Here is a 652-nt window from a genome sequence, read left to right as displayed (position 1 = left end):
CTGATTGAACGTCGCCGCCGGCTCCGCCGCCACATCCACACCCGTCGCACCGCTCGCCGGAGACACCGACGAAACAGCCGGTGCCGTCGGTGCCGCGGCTGTGGTGAATGTCCAGGAGTACGGTGCCGCCATGGTCTGGCCCGTACTGTTCGTGGCCCCGCTGACCGTAGCCGTATATGTCGCGCTATAGGCCAGGGCGCTTCCCGGCGTGAACGCCGCTGTAGCGGTGGCCGAGTCGTAGGAAACCGTCCCCGCGACGGACGAATTGGCTGAATCCTTGAGCGTGAATACCACCGAGGACGCCGTCACCGCCTGAYTGAACGTCGCCGCCGGCTTCACGCCCACATCCACACCCGTCGCACCGCTCGCCGGAGACACCGACGAAACAGCCGGTGCCGWCGGWGCCGCGGCTGTGGTGAATGTCCAGGAGTACGGTGCCGCCATGGTCTGGCCCGTGGCGTTCGTGGCCCCGCTGACCGTAGCCGTATATGTCGCGCTATAGGCCAGGGCGCTTCCCGGCGTGAACGCCGCAGTTTTGCTCGCCGAATCGTAGGAAACCGTCCCCGCGACGGACGAATTGGCTGAATCCTTGAGCGTGAATACCACCGAGGACGCCGTCACCGCCTGACTGAACGTCGCCGCCGGCTTCACG

Annotated in this window: 1 protein-coding gene; it reads right to left on the bottom strand. The window is 66.6% G+C overall.

All coding sequences use genetic code 11. The features are described from left to right. On the bottom strand, positions 1 to 652 hold a 652-nt coding region (locus tag AC1DRO_RS21180; RefSeq protein ID WP_476952339.1), incomplete at both ends, for an Ig-like domain-containing domain.

Source organism: Arthrobacter sp. P4_F11 (assembly GCF_056401395.1).
This window is presented reverse-complemented; position numbering and strand designations above follow the sequence as displayed.